General features: G+C 44.6%; 20 protein-coding genes. 19 read left to right on the top strand and 1 reads right to left on the bottom strand.

Annotated features, from left to right (window positions below; genetic code table 11):
* The first annotated feature begins 47 nt into the window (after positions 1 to 47).
* The 3 genes from ACTQ9T_RS05645 (at position 48) to ACTQ9T_RS05635 (ending at position 3865) form a co-directional block, all read left to right on the top strand.
* Positions 48 to 2327, top strand: coding sequence for a hypothetical protein (locus ACTQ9T_RS05645; protein ID WP_440464361.1), 2280 nt, complete (start codon positions 48 to 50; stop codon positions 2325 to 2327).
* Positions 2284 to 2640, top strand: a complete 357-nt coding sequence (locus ACTQ9T_RS05640) for a hypothetical protein (protein ID WP_440464360.1) — start codon at positions 2284 to 2286, stop codon at positions 2638 to 2640. Before ACTQ9T_RS05645 ends, ACTQ9T_RS05640 begins: the two co-directional genes overlap by 44 nt.
* 67 nt (positions 2641 to 2707) lie before the next feature.
* Entirely contained in the window at positions 2708 to 3865 is a 1158-nt protein-coding gene (locus ACTQ9T_RS05635) for a restriction endonuclease (protein WP_440464359.1), read from the top strand.
* A 597-nt stretch (positions 3866 to 4462) separates the two neighbouring features.
* On the opposite strand, the gene ACTQ9T_RS05630 is transcribed toward ACTQ9T_RS05635, so the two are convergent.
* On the bottom strand, positions 4463 to 4756 hold the full coding sequence (locus ACTQ9T_RS05630) for an Arc family DNA-binding protein (protein WP_440464358.1): 294 nt from the start codon (positions 4754 to 4756) through the stop codon (positions 4463 to 4465).
* A gap of 152 nt (positions 4757 to 4908) precedes the next feature.
* Between ACTQ9T_RS05630 and ACTQ9T_RS05625 the strand changes: the two genes are divergently transcribed.
* The 16 genes from ACTQ9T_RS05625 (at position 4909) to ACTQ9T_RS05550 (ending at position 17046) form a co-directional block, all read left to right on the top strand.
* On the top strand, positions 4909 to 5085 hold the full coding sequence (locus ACTQ9T_RS05625) for a hypothetical protein (protein WP_440464357.1): 177 nt from the start codon (positions 4909 to 4911) through the stop codon (positions 5083 to 5085).
* Positions 5072 to 5659: a Rha family transcriptional regulator gene (locus ACTQ9T_RS05620; RefSeq protein ID WP_440464356.1), complete on the top strand. Its 588-nt coding sequence runs from the start codon at positions 5072 to 5074 to the stop codon at positions 5657 to 5659. Before ACTQ9T_RS05625 ends, ACTQ9T_RS05620 begins: the two co-directional genes overlap by 14 nt.
* Before the next feature lies 1 nt (position 5660).
* Positions 5661 to 6386 carry a BRO-N domain-containing protein gene (locus ACTQ9T_RS05615; RefSeq protein WP_440464355.1) on the top strand — a complete coding sequence of 242 codons (726 nt, stop codon included), beginning with the start codon at positions 5661 to 5663 and terminating at the stop codon, positions 6384 to 6386.
* Between the two features lie 134 nt (positions 6387 to 6520).
* On the top strand, positions 6521 to 6799 hold the full coding sequence (locus ACTQ9T_RS05610; RefSeq protein WP_440464354.1) for a hypothetical protein: 279 nt from the start codon (positions 6521 to 6523) through the stop codon (positions 6797 to 6799).
* 76 nt (positions 6800 to 6875) lie between these two features.
* The gene (locus tag ACTQ9T_RS05605; protein ID WP_440464353.1) at positions 6876 to 7802 is read left to right on the top strand and encodes a hypothetical protein; all 927 of its coding nucleotides are present in this window, start codon (positions 6876 to 6878) and stop codon (positions 7800 to 7802) included.
* Between the two features lie 9 nt (positions 7803 to 7811).
* Positions 7812 to 8273 (top strand): HIT family protein, encoded by a 462-nt coding sequence (locus ACTQ9T_RS05600; RefSeq protein WP_440464352.1) that lies wholly within the window; start codon positions 7812 to 7814, stop codon positions 8271 to 8273.
* Positions 8270 to 9160, top strand: coding sequence for a hypothetical protein (locus tag ACTQ9T_RS05595; RefSeq protein WP_440464351.1), 891 nt, complete (start codon positions 8270 to 8272; stop codon positions 9158 to 9160). The genes ACTQ9T_RS05600 and ACTQ9T_RS05595 overlap by 4 nt, the downstream gene beginning before the upstream one ends.
* Before the next feature lie 2 nt (positions 9161 to 9162).
* A complete protein-coding gene (locus ACTQ9T_RS05590; protein WP_440464350.1) occupies positions 9163 to 9708 on the top strand; it encodes a hypothetical protein in 546 nt (181 codons plus the stop codon).
* Positions 9709 to 9717: 9 nt separating this feature from the next.
* Positions 9718 to 11268, top strand: a complete 1551-nt coding sequence (locus ACTQ9T_RS05585) for a hypothetical protein (RefSeq protein ID WP_440464349.1) — start codon at positions 9718 to 9720, stop codon at positions 11266 to 11268.
* A gap of 196 nt (positions 11269 to 11464) precedes the next feature.
* On the top strand, positions 11465 to 13696 hold the full coding sequence (locus tag ACTQ9T_RS05580) for a hypothetical protein (protein ID WP_440464348.1): 2232 nt from the start codon (positions 11465 to 11467) through the stop codon (positions 13694 to 13696).
* Between the two features lie 2 nt (positions 13697 to 13698).
* Positions 13699 to 14448, top strand: a complete 750-nt coding sequence (locus ACTQ9T_RS05575) for a hypothetical protein (RefSeq protein WP_440464347.1) — start codon at positions 13699 to 13701, stop codon at positions 14446 to 14448.
* A gap of 28 nt (positions 14449 to 14476) precedes the next feature.
* Positions 14477 to 14782: a hypothetical protein gene (locus ACTQ9T_RS05570; RefSeq protein WP_440464346.1), complete on the top strand. Its 306-nt coding sequence runs from the start codon at positions 14477 to 14479 to the stop codon at positions 14780 to 14782.
* Entirely contained in the window at positions 14775 to 15965 is a 1191-nt protein-coding gene (locus ACTQ9T_RS05565) for a hypothetical protein (RefSeq protein WP_440464345.1), read from the top strand. The genes ACTQ9T_RS05570 and ACTQ9T_RS05565 overlap by 8 nt, the downstream gene beginning before the upstream one ends.
* Positions 15962 to 16528, top strand: coding sequence for a hypothetical protein (locus ACTQ9T_RS05560; protein ID WP_440464344.1), 567 nt, complete (start codon positions 15962 to 15964; stop codon positions 16526 to 16528). Before ACTQ9T_RS05565 ends, ACTQ9T_RS05560 begins: the two co-directional genes overlap by 4 nt.
* A complete protein-coding gene (locus tag ACTQ9T_RS05555; protein ID WP_440464343.1) occupies positions 16521 to 16808 on the top strand; it encodes a hypothetical protein in 288 nt (95 codons plus the stop codon). The genes ACTQ9T_RS05560 and ACTQ9T_RS05555 overlap by 8 nt, the downstream gene beginning before the upstream one ends.
* A complete protein-coding gene (locus ACTQ9T_RS05550) occupies positions 16801 to 17046 on the top strand; it encodes a hypothetical protein (RefSeq protein ID WP_440464342.1) in 246 nt (81 codons plus the stop codon). Before ACTQ9T_RS05555 ends, ACTQ9T_RS05550 begins: the two co-directional genes overlap by 8 nt.
* The last annotated feature ends 367 nt before the right edge of the window (positions 17047 to 17413 follow it).

Below are 17413 nucleotides of genomic sequence, written 5' to 3'. Positions count from 1 at the left end.
CAGGTGGCATAATTGAGGGACTTAATATACACACAAGGCGCTTAATTATGACTACCCTAAATTACGACGCTAACGGCTTTATCGTTGGCATAAACCGCATGAAGGACGGTATCGATAACGTCCATGATGATACGCAAGAAATTATCCAGATACTCAAAAGCCAAAATCAAATTGGCAATACTCGAATGCGTGAGCTTACCCGTGCTGTCAAGTCTGCAAACTACCGTAGCGAATCACAAGCCAGCGCAAGTACAAGCCGCGTTCGCTCAAACTCGCTGGATAGACGCCCTCGCATATCCTCATCAGCCAGTACCGATAGATCAACCAGCCAGCCTATTAATCGACCAACGGTTAGCCGCGATAGCGTAGGGGCGGCTGATCGTGGCAGTAACTCATCTGATCGCAGTACAAGATCAAGTGATAGCTCGTCTGGCAATAATCGCCGTGAGCGTGATGCTAATGGGCGTTTTATATCCGATGGCAGTAACAGCAAAAGAGGCTTTGGCTTGCCTAGTGGCGGTATGGGCGGCTTTGGTAGTGACGTTAGCGGCATGGACCCCGTGCTTGATAGCTTAAAAGAAGCTAAAGAGCTACTATCTCCTATTGGACGCGCTGGTAAGCTGGCAGGTCGTGCCACTAAGTTTAGCTGGTCAAAGTTTAAGTCAATGAAACGACGTGAGCCGCTATCTAATGATGAGACACGACACAATCGTGAGAATGAAAAGCTACTCGATAAAATTTGGAAGGCCATTAGAAAGCAAGGCGGGCGAGGCGGTAACCTAGGCAGAGGCTTGCTTGGTGGTGCAGCAGCAGCAGGTGGCCTACTAACCAAGGTGTTAAAAAAAGCAGCCAAGCCATTAGCTCTTTTGATCGGTGCAGGCTCACTTGCGATGGACTGGGATAACCTCGATCATAAGGGCAAGTCCGAGGGCATAGGCGGCTTAGCGGGCGGCGGTGCTGGTATGTTGGCTGGTGCCAGCGCTGGTGCAGCTATCGGTTCTGTAGTACCCGTTATCGGTACGGCTATCGGTGGCTTAATCGGTGGGGGTATTGGTTATTGGATTGGTAGTGAGGGTGGGGAGGCGCTAGGCGCAGCGGCATCCCCTTATATTGAGGATTGGACGAACTCTATTACTGCTTATAACTTGCCTAAGAAAATGAGTGATAAGTGGAATGATGGTATTAAGCCTTTCTTTAGTCGTATGGATGAGATGGCTGGCAAGATGAGCGCATGGATTGATAGCAAGACGAGGGGTGCTGTTAATGCGGCTAATGGTTTTGCAGATGACGTGGTTGATTTTGTGACTGGTGGCGTGGACGGTATTACGTCAGGCAATGCAGGCGCTAACGGTGCTCAACCAGCAAACTTAAGTGAGAAACAGAACAAAAACCAAATGATGGTTTATAAGGCGTTTAGAAATGCAGGGATGTCAGATGCTCAATCAAGAGCTATGACAGCCGAGATAGGGCGTGAGAATGGATATCAAGATAAGTATTTGTTTGGCAATCATATTGACCCCGCTAATGGCAAACGAAATGTAGGCATGATGTCTTGGCAGAAAGATAGGGGTGAAAATGTTTATAACCGACTAAAAGATAAAGGCCATATTGTAAATGGCAAAATGCAAAAGACTCAGGAGAATTTAGATGAGCAAGCAAGATACGCTGTCTATGAAATGAACAAGCCTCAGTACAAGCGAACAAAGCGTGAATTTCTAGATAATCCTAATGTTTCTTATCAAAAAGCATCAGAAGTTCTAGCTAAAGATTTCATAAAATGGCGCTCTACTGATCCTAAGTACGCAAAACACCATATTTACAGAGATCAGTACAAGGCATCAATAGATAAGAAACTTAAGCCGCTAGAAGACACTACGGTTATTGACGAGGCTAAAGCAAAGGTAGCTAAAACTGCAACCTCAATTAAAGAGGCGGCGGCAAAAAAACAACCTGCCAGCAAAGAAGTTAAAGGATCGGTAGCTGATAAGGCCAAGAATAACAGTAGTGCGCTTGGGGTGAATATTGGCGGTATGGCTCCCGAAAAAGCAAACATTGTTAGCAGCAGCTTTAGCGAAAACAAACCCATGATTTTCAGCTCAAGCACATCAACCCGCAAGGATTTTAGCTACAAGCCTGCCAACTTGCCAGCCACACCCGTGCTAAAAATACCCGCCATGCCTAAGATTAAAGAGCGACTGGACAGCGGCGGTAGCAATAAACCTATCATGCTGCAATCAAGCAATGATACAATTAATCAAAATTTGTCAGATAGAGGGTTAGCACATGCGGTTACAGGCGGCTTTGGTCAAGATCGGTATTGGGGTTAGTTTGTCATTAAGCTTGCTCACGCCAGCGCTGGCAAGTGGCGATGAAAATTGTACGCAGCTTATGTACGATCATGGACTGGCTACGTCAGCGCAGTTATATTGTGGATATGAGTATTATAATGAAGAGATAATTGCTAGCGGTGCAAGATGTATGGCATTGGCGGATCAGTATGGACAAGGAAAGCCAAAACAACTCAAAGACGCATTGAAAGAAGGCTTGGCTGACTTTCAAATGGAGTATGAGGTAGCCAGTAACAAAGCAGGTATTTGTAGCGAATTTGCAGATCAATTCTCTATGTTTGTAAAACCTTAATCAATGCGCTTATGGTTTGTTTTTTCAACTGAAACTTTGTTTATAATTAAAAATCAAAGGTAGATTAATGACAAATTCTTCAGATATGCCACCCTTTGGTGGCATACTTAACGCAGGTATTCAGGCAATTAAGCAGTTATGCAATCGAACCAATGGTATTACATCCAAAGCATTTGAAAAAAAAGTGGCAGAAATTGCAGGTCTTACAGACGAGCATCTAACAATGCCTTTTGTAAATCCTGAATACCCTATGTATGCGGATGATGAAGATGAAGGTATGCTTGACCTATGCTATGAATCTCTGAGTGAGGTAATGCTAACTTGCTTGGTTGCTATTGGCGCTATAAAAGATGAAGTTTTTAATATTGAAGCGAATTTAGGCCAATCCTCCGTTCACCTTATTGCTTTTGATAGTAAGATTACTCCTGAAAATTTAATAGAAATAGATCCATTTGGTAAGATTTATTTTTGGCTGGCAGGTGATAATTTAGCAAATCACCGTCATGCTGATGTTCCTTCTAATGCATACGAATCTAACTTAGATAGATTTGATTCTAAGAGTTTTCGAGTTTTACGTGAGGTTAATAAAGTCTGTTATGGGACACAGGGTGATCCTCTCATCAACCATTTGATTGATGAGACAATGCGGCGTACTTCCGTATTCATGAATAATTATGCTGATGTCATTACGGCGAATGACCATGTAAAAGTGACGCCAAGAATGATATTGGATGAGGTGTTTCAATTAAACCCATTGCAGTTTGAGTATCTTTGCTTGAAGGTTGTTGAAACCTCATTAATAAGTGAAGATAAAAAATCAGATACGCCTGATAGCGTTATTAGTGCAAGACATACAGGCAAAAGCAACGATGGCGGTATCGACGGGATTGTTACTCAGGATTGTGGCGCTGGCGAGATTCATACTTATTACATTCAAGCCAAGCAATACAGTGAGACCAATAATATATCAAACAGAGAGTTGCGTAACTTCGTTGGTGGCTTTCCTCCTAATGCTGAGCGTCATCACGGTATATTTATCACTACAAGTGATTTTACCAAGCCAGCACAGGAGTATGCTCAAAATCTGAATAGCCATAACCTGATTCTGGTTAATCAGATAGCTCTACTGGATTTGATGTTAGAGCATGAAATAGGATTAGAGAAAGTACAAACCGAAACGCTAGTCATGAATAAATCGTTCTTTAGGAAAATAAGAAAGAAATAGTACGCAGTATAAGCAGAAACCCACCAATCAATCGGTGGGTTTTTCGTCTGTAGGCTGTGTAATAGACGCACTCCTCATATTTGAGGAGTGATGTGCGATTGTGGACATCGCTTTAGCCAACGCAAAATTGCGCTGGCTAAAATATTAACGAGAGTCTTTAAGGGTCGCATTTCAAATGCCACCCTTTAGAAATTCTTGGACGTTGTCCGCCGTATTGACGCCCAATACAAACTATTATCAGCGAGGTCATTTATTCGATGACCTCGGCGAAAACAAAGGGTTCGCTAGATATTAGCGTTCACCACTTTTGGTGAACGAGTTGCGATTATGCAACTCACTACGCAATTTCGCGCAGTGAGTTTTTATGGGATTAATTTGCAAAACTCAATTTTAACGTTTGCTTTAATATCAAAGGGTTATCCCTTGACCCTCATATCGAGGGTCAAGGAAAAAGAGTGGGATTGATGGTGACATATCCCAGACGGTCAATTTGACCGCCTCGTCGAAAACAAGGGTTTTTCAATGATTGAATACCACTACGAAATTTTGCGTTTGCTTTAAAAACAATAGCTTAACCCTTGACCGTCAAATTGACGGTCAAGGGTTTTTGCCGCTCTTGTACTCATTGAATTTATCTATCAGAGTGCTAAGCTCTTCGGTTATAAGTCTCATATCTTTTTTGAGGTCTTGCGTCAAATTTTGCTTCAATTCCTCATAATCCGCCTTCTTTATATCTGTAAGCACAGCACTAGCTTCAAAAGACTGTTCTAAACGAGCAACGATATCCGCATTCATTGAACGATTGTGCTCGCCAGATGATTTTTTTATTTTATCTCTAAGTTCTTGAGGTAACCTAAGTTGGTACTGAACGGTTGTATGTTGGTCACTCATATAGAATATCCAAATAAAAATAATGTTTACTATCCACTGGGTATTGACAAGAATATTTGATGGGCGTAATATTGCGACATATCCAGTGGGTATGTTTATATATACCTACTGGATGTATATTAACCCAAACTACCATATAAGGAAACCAACGCATGTACCCAAGTCGTCTACTACCACAGCTAAAGCTTCGTTTTAGCTCGCAAGAAATGAAAGATTGGATAGCAGAGCAAGCTAAGATCAATCACCGCACACTAACCGCCGAAGTTAATTATCATATCGAAAAAGCTATGATTAAGCAGCAGGAGGACAATAAAGATGCTACCACTTGAATTAGTATCAATCGAAAATGAAGTTCCAAAAACCACGTCATTAGTCGTCGCTAAGTTTTTTGGTAAGCGTCATGCAAATGTAATAAGGGATATAGAGCGATTAGATTGCTCAGGTGATTTTATGAGACTCAATTTTGAGTTAGTAATGGAATCAATGACTTACGTTGATAGCAACGGGGTTCATCAAAACAAGACTACAAAAAGAGCCGATCATTATAGTATGACCAAAGACGGCTTGATATTCTTAGTTATGGGATTTACGGGTAAGCAAGCCGCTAAACTAAAGGAGGCTTATATAAACGAATTTAATAGAATGAGCGAAATTCTTAACCAGCGTCAAAATAGTTTGATGTATCAATACAACAAGGTATCTATCGCTTATGATGCAGCCACTAAAAATGCTAGTGATGCGGGTAGAGCTTTAGCAATGTTGGGTAAGCAGATCAAACCCGATTTGCAGGAGCGCTTAGATAAGCTGGAAAAGCAAATGCAGTTAGTGCTAAATTTTGGACAAGAAAAAGCAGACACCACCCTCGAAGATGAGTCTGCTAATTTACTAATCAAAGGAAATTAATATGAATACCTTAACCTTTAATGAAGTTAATTTTAACCCAGTTCAGCGCAATGGTCAAATATGGTTAACTTCTGGCGAAGTTGCAAAGGCTCTTGGGTACAAAAGCACCAAGTCAGTTAATAATCTTTATAATAGTAATTTCGATGAGTTTACTACAAGAATGACAACGGTCATTGATTCGATGACCGTTAGAAAAACAGGTAACGTAATGATGAAGACGCGAATCTTCTCCCTTCGCGGCTGCCACTTACTCGCCATGTTCGCCCGTACCGATATCGCCAAGAAGTTCCGTAAATGGGTGCTCGATATTCTTGATAGAGAAGTAATCACACGTACCGATGCCAAACAACGAGAATCCCTCGTTGCAGCTTGTGACAAGTTAGCAATAGGCAATACATTGCGCAGCGATGTATATACCATGGTCGCCAATCACTTTGGTTATGAAAAGGTAACACAGATACCAACGCCATTATTACCCGAAGCAGTGGCATTTGTGTATGAGATGATGTTAATTCGTCAGAAACCATCAAATACAATGAATTATGTAGCCCTTGAGACTAATAGCCACGCCTTATCTGTACATATGGTGTATTGCAAAGAGTGGTTTAACTCTGTAAGAGCAGCATTAGAGGCCTTAAACCCAGAGGTTACAAGGTATATTTCTGGTCATTTTGACGAAGGCTGGAGTGCTGCCAAGTTAATAAACAGATCGCTGTGCAATAAATAAAACAATCCTATTAATTAGTGAAAGCTCTGTATTATGATAGGGCTTTCTTTACTTGCGCTGGTATGAATATAGCGCTAGGCATTTAATCAACTATCCACGCTGGTACACCAGCCTAAAGGATAAAGGATAATATTATGGCTATACAAGTGTTACTGGCTGGCACGGATGAAGCGGCTATCATCTTGCTTGATGATGTTAATAATGAATCGGTATTAGTGCCGCTTGGCGAGCTTGATGACGCACTTAAAAAGATAAGCGACATTCGCAGTCAAAAACGTTTTGACGACTGGCAGAATGAGTCTGATGAGGATAAGGCTAAGCGTATGATCGGCAACCTCGCTTATCTCAAAGAGCTAAGGGATTGTGAAGGTAGTGCGTATATTAAGCTCAACGATCTAGGTTTACCCATCTAGGAACACCCTAGCCAGCACCACAGCAAAGCCCTTTAAACTAAACGTATTCACAACGTTTATTTAAGGGGCTTTTTTCATGCCAAAGAAAACAAAACTGATTACTTATAATTTAAGTGATCGTGGTCGCTCAGCCGATATCGGTACAGACAGATCAGACGTAAGCGTTCAGTCAATGGTTGATAACATCAACTCAAGTCGCACTCAAGAACTGGTCAATAGCGGGGATATGTACGGCTATTACGGTCATGAATTGCGCGGACGCTTTGGTATGAATCCGCCGGACGTTTGGGTAAACCCTAATACCAATGAAACGATCCGTATTGAACCGGCTATTCGCACCATCAAGTTATCGGCTGACAATAGCGGCAACGTCTCAACTCAGCATGAATTTTTAGACACTGACAGCGGTAAATACTCAGAGCGCCTATATGCAAACAAGGTAGGCGGCTTTTCTAGTGCTGTCATGCGTAAGCGCGGTGCTGGCGGGTTATACGATGTCACAGGTTTTTACGGCTATGACTTTGTGCGCCAGCCAAACTACAACACCAATCGCGGTGACGGACTGTTTGACGCGCTATTCATCGAGCAAGAAGAGGGTGAATTTGCCTTCGATAGTATCGCTGGCATGACACCGCATCAATCTGCCATCAAGTCGGCATTAGAGACCGCCATTGTCCACCAGTACGACAGCATACTAACGGCTATTCAGTCGGACGCCATGATTAACCATTATCAAAATGAGGTGGTTGCCGCGCAAGAAGAGGCGATCAATCGTGAGGTGCGCTTAAATAACATACGTGCCAGCCGTGTAAGCCGTAAAGAAGCTATTTTTGACAGCCTAATTTGCCCGTCAGTGCCTTTTAGCGAGATTACTGCGCAATGGGATAGCTTTAACGATCAAGATACTAGCGACAAAGATTTACGCACGACTGAGAGCGCTAAAAAAACGCACTTGGATAGCGAGCGTAAGACTGAGCGCGTTTTCTTATTTGGCAAACACTAAGGGGCTGGCATGTTTATGACCATTGATGAAGCTAGAGCTAGAAGCAAAAAGTCTGGCTGTGTGTTTTGCGATCACTCCAAGATACAGGCGGCAAACATAGAAGAGTATCGGCTAAAAGGCTTTGATTTCCTATCATTCACACCGCTCAATCCGATAACGCAAGGACACCTGGTTGTTATACCGGTAATCCATGTTAATGACGCTAACGATGAGCCAGTTATCACAGGTTTGACATTCCAGCTTGCCGCTATGATTGCAGACGATTTAGGTTATGAGGATTATAACTTGATCGTCAATAAAGGCGCTAATGCCGATCAGACAGTATTTCATCTTCATGTACATATAGTCCCGCGTTACAAAAATGACGACACTATAACTATCTGGAATAAACAGGGTGCACTAGACAAGGATGTGGGGCGTGAGCGTGAACGCGTTTATCTATTCAACCACAATAAGCAGGGCTACTCATGAGCAATCAAAGACTACTATCACCCCTTGAGTCTATGCAAATGGCGTGGGGCATGGTGCTTAGGGACTTTAGGCAGTGGTGCTCACCATCTGGCCAAAAGTCTATCCGTGACTGGAAAACGCGCCGCATTGAGGGCGCTATCATCGTCTCAAAATCTGAGATGGTTGATGATGCTGAGGCCATGCTAAAAGCGGTGCAGCAAAATGAGAATGCCAAGGCAATGGGCGATACCACCAACAGTGGCACATCCGTTTACCTGCCTATGATGGTGACAGCCATTAGTGCTATTGAATCACCGCCTGAGCGCGATATTGTTCAGCCTAACGCTAACTGGATAAACGTTATCGTGCCAGCGGACCCATTACAGCGTGTGGTGCAACTGCGTACCGCTGCTATCGCTTATCGTTGTCAGATCGCCTTCTTTGCGCCCAATCCACATGCTGCCTCATCCATTGCCAAGCAGTTTGTAAACTACTGGACGCATGAAGGCAAACGTAGTTTTGACGTGGCCTATGAGCTTGGCTTTGCTGGCACGTCTATCGTTAAAGACAACTGGAATTTTAAGGTCGTCGAAAACACGCTTTACCCGGACAAGATCGATGTTGGCATTAAAAACATCCATGGAGCGACGGTTGATTGTGTGGTGGTTGGGCTTGAGCCTACTGTGGTCGGATTAGGGCATCTTGACGATGATATAACCGATACGGGAGAGCCGGACGGTAGTATCCCGCCGGGCTTGCCACCAGTACAAGGCCATCGTGACCCGCCTGAATCCTTAAACGGTGTCGTTATTGAGGCAGATGTTATCGATAAAGCGCATGGTCGCCATACGCGGGTTAATGCTGATCCTGACACTGGGGTTATTACTCAGACTGAAATTAAGGATTAACCGTGACCACCAAGCCAGCCAAACCTACCAATCCCAATCTAATCACCATTGATGCCAGAGCCGCAAGCTACGACGGTGATCCAGTACGCATACTTGCGGTCACATCGGCTGACAGCGGCAAGATACTGGTCGCCAAGCAAGATCACTGGAAAGACCAGCCAAAAGCCAAAGAAAGTACGATTGTCGTTACTGATACGCCTAACCTTTTTGGTCACTGGGGCATGGCGTTTAACGAAAAAGAGCAGATGAGTACAGTTATGAGTGCTTACAAGGCGGCTAATGCGGCTGGCTTGTTAAGTATTGATGACTCGCTGGCACGTTACGACCCTAAAAATGTTATCCAGACGCGCAAGTTTGACGAGCGCGGACGAGCATTAGACTTTGACAGTATGGGTATGAATAACGGGCATATCGCGGTACTTCTTGCTATTTGGGCGGCAAGACAGGCACATGGGGGCTATGTGATAACGCGCCAGCCTGAAGATGATAGCGATGAAGAGCAGGACGACGACGATAGCGAGTTTGAAATGATGCCATTTAGCATCTAAGGGCCTTGAGTGATTGAAAACCTTTATGAGTTGCCTGAATGGGCAGAGGCTTGCAAGCGGTATCGCTACAACATAACGCGCTTTGCTGTCGAAGCGCTGGGCATGACTTATGCCAATAATCAAGGTGTGACCCCGCAGCAACAAACACTATTCCAATCTATTGTCGTGCCTGGTAGTCGTACCACGGTAGCATCTGGTCATGGTACCGGAAAATCGCGCAGCGCTGGCATCGTCGCCCTATGGCATCTACTTTTTTATCCTGAATCAGTCATGTTGTTTACGGCCCCGCAAATTGGACAGCTACGCACGGTCGTTTGGAAAGAGATTAATATCTGTTTGCAGCGACTAAAGAACAACCCGTCGCTTGGCTGGCTAGCTGATTTTGTGGTCGTACTGGCTGAAAAAATTTACATCAAAAACTTTAAAGATACGTGGTTTGTGTTCGCTAAAACCGCACCCAAGCATTCACCTACCAACATTGCCGGTCAACATGGTGATTATTACATGGTATGGGGCGATGAGGCTGCCGGTATTGATGACGAGGTAATGGAAGTCGTTATTGGTGCATTGACGCATGAGAATAACCGCGCCGTACTCACAAGCCAGCCTGCCACTAGCACGGGGTTTTTCTATGACACGCACCACAGTCTGAGCCTCACCAATGGCGGTATATGGGTAAATCTTATATTTAATGGTGAAGAGTCGCCACTAGTCAGCAAAACAAAGCTGATCGAGGCATTGTATCAGTATGGCAGCCGCGATCATCCGGGCTATCTAATCCGCATACGTGGGTTATTCCCCGAACTCAAAGGCAAATACTTACTCACTCGTACTGAGATCACTAACATGCTGGCACGTAAGCCTGCTGTGACTGAGGACGATGAGTACGGTTATATTGTGACAGTCGATGTCGGCGGGGACGTTGGGCGAGATCATAGCGTTATCACCGTTATGAAAGTTGTTGATAAAGACTATAACGGGCGTATTGAGCGTCATGTCCATGTGGTTGATATACCGCTATTTAGCAATAGGGCAAATATTAACGAGCTAAAAGCCAATATCTATAGCGTCATGGCTGAGTATGCAGGGGCAACGCTGGTTATTGATCCAATGGGCGCCGGCATGGGCTTATGTCAATTACTCAAGTCCGAAGGCTTATACTTTGAGACGGTCAACTGGGGCGTTCCTTGTTTTAACAATAATTTAAAAGCGCTTTACTTCAACAAACGTGCTCATGCCTATGTCTCAATGGCAAAATCGGTTGAGCGCGGCATCTTTAGTGTTAGTGACAAAGTGCGTAGTCAGTACCAGATGATTAAGGATATGGAAACGCAAATGAGCCGCTTACCGTACTTCTTTGATGAGCGCTCACGCTGGGGCATTGTTAGTAAAAAAGATATGGCAAAAGATGGTATCACCTCACCCGATTTAGCGGATACTTTCGCCTTTGGCTTTATGGAGCGGATAAGCTATTCACCAGTCAATAAAGCTGAGTTTGTCGGTAGCGTGAAGGACAAAGAGCAATGGGAGGATTTAAACGAGCTGGCAGCTATGCTTTAGCTGTGAATGTCTAAAGTTGGTCTAAAGTTGGTCTAAAGTTGGACGTGAATGTCTAAGCCACACCACAGCTATCAATAGTTCGGAAATACCGAACAGTTCAGTTATTAGAGATTATCTAACCACTGGAACACCGCCCACCGTACTTGCCAGCACACGCTACACTAATACCATAATTAAACGGTTATGGATAAAAGAGATGGCAGACCCTATTATTTTTAAGATCACCGAGGCTGGCAAGCAAGCCGCATTGCAAGCCATCAATGACAACACCAAGATACTTATCGACTTAGCCCACGTAGCCGTAGGTAAAAGTAAATACACGCCGACTGGTAATGAGACTTCATTAAAAAACGAGGCGGTGCGCACTGATATCGTATCAGGGGAGGTGGTAGGCAATACCTTGCGTTTCTCTAGCACTATTTATGCTAATGAAGTAACGCCAGTATATGAGATGGGAATATTGACTAGAACAGGCGTGTTGTTTGCTGTTGCTGCATCTAATACAACTCCGCTTGTCACGGTTTATCCTGACATCGCTTTTGTAGCCTCATTCGGCATCTCTATTGATGATATCAATGCAGGTAATATTACTGTCAGTATAGATAGCAATAGCGGATTAGCAACCATACTTATGCAGAATCATGTAGCAGCCGCCAACCCGCACCCGCAATATGTAGCATTAAGTCGCTTTCAGCTTTTATTGGATGTCATGTTTCCAGTCGGTTATTTACATCACACCAACAGCACAACCAACCCAAAAACCAAGTTCGATCAACTGCTAGGTATCAATACTTTTTGGCGCAGGCTGGCAGGTAGAATCATTGTCGGTACAGACCCTAATGATGCTTACATCAAAGACGTGGGTGTGACTCTAGGTCAAAAAGGTATGACTGAGCTGGCAGGAAGCAGTGAGCGCCCAAACGCTTATCCGCTTTATACCAAGCATATTTTTGAGCGTTATAATCCTGATGACGTGATAGAGACGGTATGGAGAGTAACCTCTAATAAAACATCGGTAGCCGAGGGCGGTGCGGTACGCTTTACGGTAACAGCGAACAATATCCCCGATGGTCAAATACTTAGCTGGACAGTAAAGGAGGGGGCGCTCAATAGTGGCAGCAATGATATAACTGCGCCTGAGAAATCCCAAAGTGGCACGGTTATTTTAAAAAATGGCAGTGCGACAATCGATTTTACCACCACGCCTGACGACAACGAAGTGGAATCGCAAAAGCATGTGCGCCTAACCGTTGGAGCACCAGCCAACCTATCTATCAACGTGCCAATAAATGATCTTGGTAACACGGAGACTGTGCTACACATCAGCCAATCAACAACCAGTGGTATTAATTTAGCAGAGTATTACAAAGCGCAGTCCGGTAGCTACCCATCCTCCACTGATAAGGTTCGATTCATCGTCGATGATGGCGTGGACATCATTGCGCCAAACACTGCAACCCCTGCTTTAACTGAAGGTGCCAATTGGCCAGCCGCAACCAACCCTATTGTTGAAAACCGTGGTCGTATTTTAGGGCGCGGTGGCAATGGTGGCCGCAGTGCTCGAATCTTTGGTGTGTATAAGTATGATTTACCGTTTGCTCAAGATGTGGCTGTCGCTGGTAGCAACGGTGGTACGGCTATCAAATCTCTAAGCCGAACTATTAATGTTGAGAACTACTCTCTGATTTCTGGTGGCGGCGGTGGCGGTGGTGGTATGGGCGCATGGGTACATGAGAATTTTGAAAACCATAATTATAGTAATCAAACAAACGGTGGTGGTGGCGGTACTGGTGGTGGTGCGCCACTAGGGTTAAACAGTCCTAACGAGTCCTCTTTGTTAGCGTATCTACAAGATGATAGATTCCCTGTTAAAGCCAGTTATACCGGAGAGTTAGACGCTATTCTTGTAAATAGTGCCAGCGTTTCTTCTGTTGGTGGGGATGCAACTATAGATAGCACTGGTGCTAGCACTTCGCCATCTGCTGATAAACCCTATGTATTTTATGCTTCAACTTCTGTTGTAGGCACAAAGCACAAAATAAGAGTAAACAATGGTAGTGGTCAAAGTAGAAGTCTTAGTTGTGATTTAGTTATGTCGCAACCGGCCACTACGGATAAGGGTGGCGTAGGTGGTAGCAATGGCGTAGGTGGCTATCAGTCAGGTGACAACGAAGGGGCTAGATTCATAACTGTCATTACCGCTGCTGACATAGCCGTAAACAAAGGTGGTGATGGTGGAAACCTTGGTCAGCCCGGCTCCGATGGCAATATAGAAAAATATTATGATGCAAATGGTAGTCAGATACAGAGCACAGATACTGACATGCTAAAAGTTTTAGGCTCAGCTGCTGGCGGTCTCGCAGGATACATCAAACAAGGTAGTGTCACTATCAATAATTACTCGTCTGGCACAACCAAGGGGCGCTAATCATGGTTAATGCTATTGTTTTTGAGATAACCAATGCTGGCAGGCAGGCGCTTGCCAGCGGTGCAGTTAAACTATCGCACGTAGCAGTAGGTGCGGGCAGGCGATCTACTACAGGTAGTGAGGTTTCGCTAACAAATGAAGTGGCTAGAGCACCTATCATTAGCGGCGGTGTTGAACCGATAAGCCATGTACTACGGTTCAGTGCCGATATTACCGCAACGAGCAATCAATCTGTGTTTGAAGTGGGTGTGATTGCTGAAGGTGATCTGCTATTTGCCATTGCTGGCTCAAATGCTATGCCGTTCTTCACTGTATGCCAGACTGTGGATTTTGCGGCCTCGTTCGGCATCTCACTCAGCGAGAGTGACGCGGCTAAGGTGTCGGTTGTCAGTAATAATAATTACAACAAGCCGTTATCAGTAGTAGAGAATCACTTAAGTCCGCAGAACCCACACAGCCAATATTTAGACACGCCGCGCTTGCAGCGACTACTTGATACAGCACTACCTATTGGCTATTTGTACTTTAGTCATAGCGATATAAACCCAAAACCTTTGTTTGATGAGCTGCTAGGAGTTAGTACCAACTGGCGGCGTATTACCGGCAAAATTATTGTTGCAACCGATGACAGCGATGGCTTTATCGATACTGTGGGTGATACGTTTGGACAAAAAGGCATGACAACTGAAGCGATAGGGCAGCGACCACAGATATACCCGCTGCACACAACACATATATGGGAAAGAATATAACCTTACGGCTATCTAACAAGGCGCTAACATGCTAAATAATATCTACTTAAATACCGTCCGATCTCACGTTGACTTATTGGTACGCCGCGCGCGTAACGATAAGCTCATTGTGTGGGACGTAGGGCGTGATGAAACCCATGACCCCACGCTTATCGCCTACCGCGCTTATGGCAACCGTGATGATGCGGATATCGTCATGCTGTGCGCTGGCACGAATAGGATAGGTGAGGCGCTACCAAATAAGCGCATCTACTTGCCCTTGCCAGCCAGCCTAGCTCAAATAAAACGCACTTATACCAATAGCGGATTGACAGATGGTGTACTAAATGGCTGAGCCTACCAATTATCTCAGTGAAGAGCGCGAGGACTCGACAAGCTGGCAGGATCGCAAGACCAATAACATGACCCTTGATGAGCTTAGGGCATGGCGATTGCGTACTGGTAAAAGCGTGGGCGATCAGCGCAAACATGCCAGCACCCATAACAAGTACCTAAAGGAGACGCTACAAGATATTGAGGCAGGCGAGCGGCTAAATAACCGTCAGCTTGCCTCTCTTATCAAGTCAGCCAAAAGCCGCGCTGGTATCAGTGCTAGCGAGCTATTAGAGTTCACGTTAGGCGATACCAAGCGTAATAATGAGCTCAAGAAAACCATGAATGCGGCGGTGCTCGATGCCTACCTTGCCAACGTCAAAAAAGCATCCAACAAATTCTTAGGCGGCATAACACCAACCGATGTCATCAATCAGTCAAGGCGTGAGGATATCAACCGCGCCAATACTCAGATATTTCTAGCCAGCGTCTTTAAGCGCCAAGGCAATATTATAAAGTTTGTCACCAATGCTGGCGTGGGCAGTCCTGATACCCATCATTATGTCTCAGTGCAATTACTAGACTATCCAGAGCTATTGCTAGGACGTACCCGTGCGCCTAGTGTGGTCGATGTTAAAAAAGCGGTCATTGATGGCAAAATCAACTTTGATTGCGATTGCGGGCGTCATAGGTATTGGTTTCGCTACCTTGCCACTGTGGGTAAATATAACTTTGGTATCGATGAGAACCGCTATCCCTCAACCCGTAACCCTAAATTAACGGGTGTGGCTTGTAAGCACGCTTTGCGCGTCATGAAGCATCTGATGAGTCCGCACATGATCGCCAAGGTGAAAGGCTATGCCACAGATGATATCGCTAAGGCTAGCAACAAGGTCAAGCCTCACCGTCAAACGTCTAAGCAATTAGAGCGTGAAGCAGCAAGGCAGACTGAGGCGCTTAACAACTGGAACGGTCGCCTTCATTGGTCGAAAAAGATTAAGCAAGCGGCGATTAAGGCTGAGAAACAGATCAAGGCTGAGCAAAAACGCGCGCAAGCCAAATCGCCCAATCAACCGACACAAGCAGAACGAGCCAGCTACCAGTACGCGAAAGGGCAGATAGGCAAAAAAGGTGTGCCAGACAACTTTAAAGAGATATATCAAACCGAGATTAATACCTATCAAGGTAAGTGGGGTAATACGTGAGTTTAAGAATAGAAAACGAGCTGGTCGCAGGCGGGCAAGCTCTGACCAATCGCATCATTACCTTGCGTAGTCAGTCGGTGATACCTGTTTTTGCCTTCAGGCGTGTGGTATTGCCAGTCAATACTGGTGATGATAGCCGTGATTTTGTCACATGGTCAGGACTTGGCACGGTCAGCAATAGTGATGAACATGCTATTGACTATGAGCCGCTAGGTCACGCCATGGTATTGATCCTTGATAGCTTAGGCGGCGCGTTTCATGATGGCGGTATGTTTGTCACCAGTGAGGAGTTGTCTTCAATGGCATTGGTTGAGCCTTACGACATATCGCTAGAAGGTGATGATCGTATTAAACTTAAGCCAAACTGGACGCCAGAGAAGGGCGACTTGTTTTGTTTTATGCTCAATAATCACAAGGAGTATCATGAGGTTACTGGTATAATGGGGCAGTCGATGCTGGCAAGTCATGGTAAGAAATACGCCTTAGCTCAGCGCTTTGATCTTAACTATCTTGATGCGTTTGATGAGCAAGATATTAATGATGTGACGGTGCCTTATGAGTGATGATATGACCATAACCCCACAAGAGATAGACGATCTACGGCAAGATTTCGCAACAACTGTAATTAACCATCGATTGATAGCAAATAGCATAGCGAGATCAAGTAAAAACATAGACTACTGCAACGAGTGTTTTGATATTGCACTGCGCAACATAGGTCGCGATAATTTATCACATATTGATATGAGTGCTGGCACGTTAAGAGACGGTGTGAGAATTGCCAGCACTTTTATTCAAGGGTATTTGACAGCTAAGAGTATGGAGGTAGCTACTAATGATTAAAGATGAAATATTGGCTTACTTGCGGCGAAACTTTAAAGGCAAACAAGTAGAGTTCACTGGCGGATCAATGAGCATGATTAGTTTGCATGATATGGTTTATGACGGTAAAGAATGGTTTTGTATTACGGGTAGGGCGACCATTGATATAATGGACCCAAACTTACCTAGAGTTAAGCGCGATTTGTCTGTTAGTTTTAATCAAGCATTCGATAAGCACGTAAGAGGTACTAATGACTAGACACTACACAGACTACAACGACACGATCAAGCTAAGATACCGCGATATCGGTGATATTGTAGACAAGGCCATGCAAAGTGGTTGCCGCTATTACATGCAGTTAAATCTACAGGGCCGTAATGTTTGGGTGGGGTTTAATGAGGCGTTTGAATCTGGCATTGATCGCCTATACTCCCTATACTACAAGATACCAATGGAGGACGGCGTTATTAGAGTTTGTGTGGGTTTATTTAGATCGTCACCGTCACATGACGCTGTTTATTTACAGCTAATGGGAACAAGCAATATACCCGATCCTATGATAAACGCCGCTATAGTCCATAGTTTTTTACAAATAAAGGAGACAAAACATATCGAATTAAGACGT

Source organism: Psychrobacter sp. ASPA161_6 (assembly GCF_051970285.1).
Lineage (GTDB): Bacteria > Pseudomonadota > Gammaproteobacteria > Pseudomonadales > Moraxellaceae > Psychrobacter > Psychrobacter glaciei.
Note: the sequence above shows the minus strand (reverse complement) of the source record. Positions and strands in the feature narration are given on the sequence as shown.